Origin of the sequence: Actinomyces sp. 2119 (assembly GCF_003591215.1) — a bacterium.
GTDB lineage: Bacteria > Actinomycetota > Actinomycetes > Actinomycetales > Actinomycetaceae > Actinomyces > Actinomyces lilanjuaniae.
Genome location: NZ_QYRR01000015.1, coordinates 1 through 4,401, shown reverse-complemented (window position 1 = coordinate 4,401; position 4,401 = coordinate 1). Strand labels below are relative to the sequence as shown.

5 protein-coding genes are annotated in these 4,401 nt (G+C 68.7%); 3 read left to right on the top strand and 2 right to left on the bottom strand.

Annotated features, from left to right (window positions below):
• From D4740_RS12590 to D4740_RS12575, 3 genes are all read left to right on the top strand, one after another.
• Positions 1–1,028, top strand: a 1,028-nt coding sequence (locus D4740_RS12590) for a C2 family cysteine protease (RefSeq protein WP_119837223.1), incomplete at its 5' end; no start/stop codon positions are given.
• A gap of 622 nt (positions 1,029–1,650) precedes the next feature.
• Positions 1,651–1,893: a fructosamine kinase family protein gene (locus tag D4740_RS12580; RefSeq protein ID WP_119837224.1), complete on the top strand. Its 243-nt coding sequence runs from the start codon at positions 1,651–1,653 to the stop codon at positions 1,891–1,893.
• A 112-nt stretch (positions 1,894–2,005) separates the two neighbouring features.
• Positions 2,006–3,076, top strand: a complete 1,071-nt coding sequence (locus D4740_RS12575; RefSeq protein WP_119837221.1) for a C2 family cysteine protease — start codon at positions 2,006–2,008, stop codon at positions 3,074–3,076.
• A 28-nt stretch (positions 3,077–3,104) separates the two neighbouring features.
• Here the strand turns inward: D4740_RS12575 and D4740_RS12570 are convergent, their stop codons facing one another.
• Together D4740_RS12570 and D4740_RS12980 are read right to left on the bottom strand one after the other, a co-directional pair.
• A complete protein-coding gene (locus D4740_RS12570; RefSeq protein WP_119837220.1) occupies positions 3,105–3,710 on the bottom strand; it encodes a hypothetical protein in 606 nt (201 codons plus the stop codon).
• Between the two features lie 182 nt (positions 3,711–3,892).
• Positions 3,893–4,401 (bottom strand): hypothetical protein (locus D4740_RS12980; protein ID WP_182911419.1); only part of this gene is annotated, 509 nt, incomplete at its 5' end.

Here is a 4,401-nt window from a genome sequence, read left to right as displayed (position 1 = left end):
ACAGCGCCCTGGGCAACCCCCTGGCCGCCGGGCCCGCAGCCGCAGGCCTGGCCAGCCTCGCCGCCACCTACCAGGCCCTGCGCGCCGAGGTCCACCACGCCGCCACCCAGGCCGCCACCACACTGGGAACCGCCAGCCCGCCCAGCAGCCAGGACGGCAGCCAGGCTGCGGGCAGCGGCGGGGGCGGTGGCGGCACAGGCGGTGCGGGAGCCGGTGGCGACTGGGATGATGACACCGCTCCGCTGGATGACCGGGACATCGCGTGGATCCGCAGGCAGGCTGACGGAAACGTCAGCTGGCCCGACGTGGACCAGGCCACGATTGGTGACTGCTACCTGCTGGCCACGTTGCAGGCCTACTCCGACACCGAGGAGGGCCGCCAGGCCCTGCGCGACCAGGTGCGGTGGGAGGAGTCCCAGAACGCCTTCGTGGTCACCTTCCACGACGGCGACCAGGAGGTCGAGATCACCGTGCGCGACTACTACACCTCCGGCAACCAGGGCGCCCCCAGCATCATCAACATCTACGAGCGCGCCTACGCCGACTACCTGAAGGACCACACGTCAAACAACACCCTGGCCGGCGGGTGGCCAGGCGACACCATGCGTGACATCACCGGCCGGGACGCCACACACGTGGACACGCGAGGCGGAGAAGGCCTGCTGGGCTGGGCAGTGTTCTGGGACGATGACAGCTATACCGATCAGGAGTGGGAGCAGATCAGTGAGGCGTCCGCGAAGGGGCTGCCAGTCGTCGCCTCTACCACGAGCAGCGAGGTCGCTCGGAACGCTCTTGCTGACACTAACAGGAACGGGAGGCTGGATCCTGGTGACTCCAGGGGCGACTATCCGGTCGTCCACGATCATGTGTACACCGTTGTGTCAGTAGACGACGAGTACGTCACCCTGTACAACCCGTGGGCGCACAACGACGCCACAGGAGGAGGTGAAAGCGGCGGCCTGATCAGGATGACGCGGGAAGACTATGAGCGCTGCTTCCCGGACACTCATATTGGCGAGATCCCGTGAGCGGCGTTGCGGAAGAGAAAGGGTGCAGTTATTGTGAGTAGTGCAACAGTGGGAGCCGCAGGGAGCGAGACGCGGCTCCTCGCCCCTCCTAATGGAACAGGGCGGCAGGAATGTCCGGTGGCGAGGTAGTGCCTGCCACCGGTGCGGGCACTTGGCGTGCCACGTGGTTGCTGCGCCACAGGGCAGTGCGTGCGGCGGTGGCGACTGTGCTGCTAGTGGGCGTCGGGGCGTGCGGCTTCCTGTGGTGGACCAGACCGCCATCCGCGCACGTGGACCTACCTGCTGGGGTCGAGGAGGGGCAGAGAACGTTTCTCAGCGGCCCTGTTGAGCCAACGCGGACTGAAGCGGGCATTCTCAGGCTGGCAGAGCTGAGAGGGCGGGCGCACCGCTGGGAGGCGACTCTGGAGTGGCAGCGCCGGGGTGGCACCCAGGACTACCTGGAGCTGGGGCTCGGGGACTCAGTGCATGTCGACGGACTGGGTACGATCACCCTGGTAGGAGCGTCCCCAGGTCCGCTGATGCCCTGGAACCGGGCTCCAGGCTCGGGCGACCAAGTCGTTCTCAATATCAATCTGGACCCCGGGGTCACCCTCTTGCCTTGAAGTCAGGCGGGGCAGAGGGTGTGGCCCACGTACGGAAGGTCATTCAGGGGGCGCACGCGGGGACGGACCTGGCCGCGCTGGGGGTGTTCGGGCAGAGGCACCTGGAGCGGGTCTACGCCGCCTACCACGAGGTGTCACCGCTGGCGGCCGGGTGGCGCGAGCGGGTGGGCCTGCACTCCCTGCACCTGCTCATGATCCACGCCTTCCTCTTTGGCGGGAGCTACGGGGCCGAGGCCGTGGGGGTGGCGCGGCAGTACGTGTGAGGGTGCTGCCCCGGAGGGCTCCCCCTACCTGGAACGGGATAAGGCGCGGCACTACGCGTGAGAGAGCTGCGGGAAATACGCGCCGGGCTGCGGCGACCAGGCCGAGTCCCTGGTGGGCAGCGCCCTGGGCAACCCCCTGGCCGCCGGGCCCGCGGCGGCGGGACTGGCCGGGATCGCCGCCACCTTCGCCGCCCTGCGCGCCGAGGTCCACCACGCCGCCACCCAGGCCGCCACCACACTGGGAGCCGCCAGCATCGCCAGCAGCCAGGACGGCGCCAGCGCCGGAGCTGGGGACGCAGACTCGTACGAGACAGCCCCGCTGGATGACCGGGACATCGCGTGGATCCGCAGGCAGGCTGACGGAAACGTCAGCTGGCCCGACGTGAGGCAGGGCACCATTGGTGACTGCTACCTGCTGGCCACGTTGCAGGCCTACTCCGACACCGAGGAGGGCCGCCAGGCCCTGCGCGACCAGGTGCGGTGGGAGGAGTCCCAGAACGCCTTCGTGGTCACCTTCCACGACGGCGACCAGGAGGTCGAGATCACCGTGGACGACTACTACACCTCCGGCAACCAGGAGAACAAGAACGGGTACCCCAGCATCATCAACATCTACGAACGCGCCTACGCCGAGTACCTGAAGGACCACACCTCGGACAACACCCTGGCCGGCGGGTGGCCAGGCGAGGCCATGGAGAGCATCTCAGGCGAGGGCACGCAGACGGTCAGCACCGACGGCTGGGGGTGGGGCAGGTGGGGCTTCCTCCCCTACCCCCGCCACTACAACCAGCACGAGTACACCGAGGAGGAGTGGGACACCATCGAGGAGGCCGTGGAGGAGCGCAGGCCGGTTGTCGGCTCGACCTCGGGAGGAGACTTCGACGGGAAGGGTGCCGAGGTGGAGGCCACGGTCGACGCCAACGGTGATGGTGTCATCGACTCCGAGGAGGCAAACAGCCCGGAGCAGCGCCTCATCGTAGGAGGCGAATGGGACGGCCAGAAGGGCGAGGACGGACACGCCTACACGGTGGTCGCCGTTGACGAGGAGCACGTCACCCTCTACAACCCCTGGGACACCAACCCCGACGAGAACGGAAAGAACACTGGGGGTGGGACTATCCAGATCAGCAGGGAGGACTACGAGAGGTACTTCGCTCGCACCGACATCGGTCAGGCCCCCTGAGCCCCAGACGCCCAGCCGCGCCCAGCTCCTAGGGTCGGCGCTTCCTGCTGACCCCGGGGTCAAAGGCCAAGTTGACGGTGCACGACCATTCTCCCGGCGCAGAGGAGAGAAAGGGAAGCAGCACCTGCGGGTTGACCTTCAGCAGGGTCACCGTGCCCAGACCCTCAATGTGGACGGACTCACCCAGATCCACCTGCACAAGCTCCTCCGCCCCGGTGAGCTCCCCCGTAGCAGGATCAGTGTGCGACCACCTCAGGGTGACCACCCACCTGTGCACCCGCGGGTCCAGCCCCGCCAGCGTCAGCTGCCCGTTCGTGGTGGAGAACGGCGGGACGGCCCCGCCCATAGTGATGATGTTCCTCTCCTCAAGGCGTGTCGAGGCCGGAGCACTGAACCGCAGCGGGACCACCCACCACAGGGCGCCAGCCACCACCAGCACGACTACCAGCACCACCACCACGCGCCGCCACCGTCGTCCCACCCGCCGGGCACCACGACCACCAGAACGGCTCACACCACCAGGGGCCCCGCTGCCGCCAGGCCCCTCCCCACCGGGGGCCTGTCCGCCGCGCGCCGGGCCCTCGCCGCCCTCCTGCGGCCTGGGCACCAGCACCGAAGCCTCCTCACTGTCCATACCAGCCTCCTTTCCCCAGAGCCCTCCAGGCTGCTGGCACCCGGCGCCCCACCACCGCCCGCCCTACCAGACCCCGACGAGACCGGGCACAGCACCGGGGGCGGGACCATCCGGATCAGCAGGGAGGACTACGAGAAGTACTTCGACCGCACCGACATCGGCGACATGTAGGTCACCACCTGCTAGGACTCCACCTGTACGCACCGTGCCCATGTGCTCGTCGCTGGCGCCTGCCAGTAAGCCTTCTCGGGGACGACCCCGGGGTCCAGGACCACGTTGACCCGGTAGGTCCAGCCCCCGACGACGCCCCTGGGCCTCAGCGGGTTCTGCAGCGGGGGCGGGTTGACGGCCAGGAGGGTGACCGTGCCCAGGCCCTCGGCGTAGAAGCTCTCCCCCAGGCGCAGCTCAAAGGTCTCCTCCTCACCGGCGGACGCACCCGTCCCGGGATCGACGCGTGTGCGCCACAGGGTCCCCACCCACTCATGGCCCTGAGCGCGCAGCCCCCCCGCTTCCACGAGGCCGACACTGGTGCACAACGGTCCTATGCCGCCGATCTCTGCCACGACCCCCTGCTCGATCCCCTCGGGCAGCTCCACGCTGCGCCTCGAGGGGTTCTCCCACCACAGACGCGCACCCGCCGCCACCAGCACCAGGACAACAGCCACCACCACCGCGCGCACCACCCGACGCC

What these genes read in the sequence shown, in the direction of transcription:
- D4740_RS12570 (WP_119837220.1), bottom strand. Translation starts at nt 3,710, where the DNA reads ATGGACAGTGAGGAGGCTTCGGTGCTGGTGCCCAGGCCGCAGGAGGGC.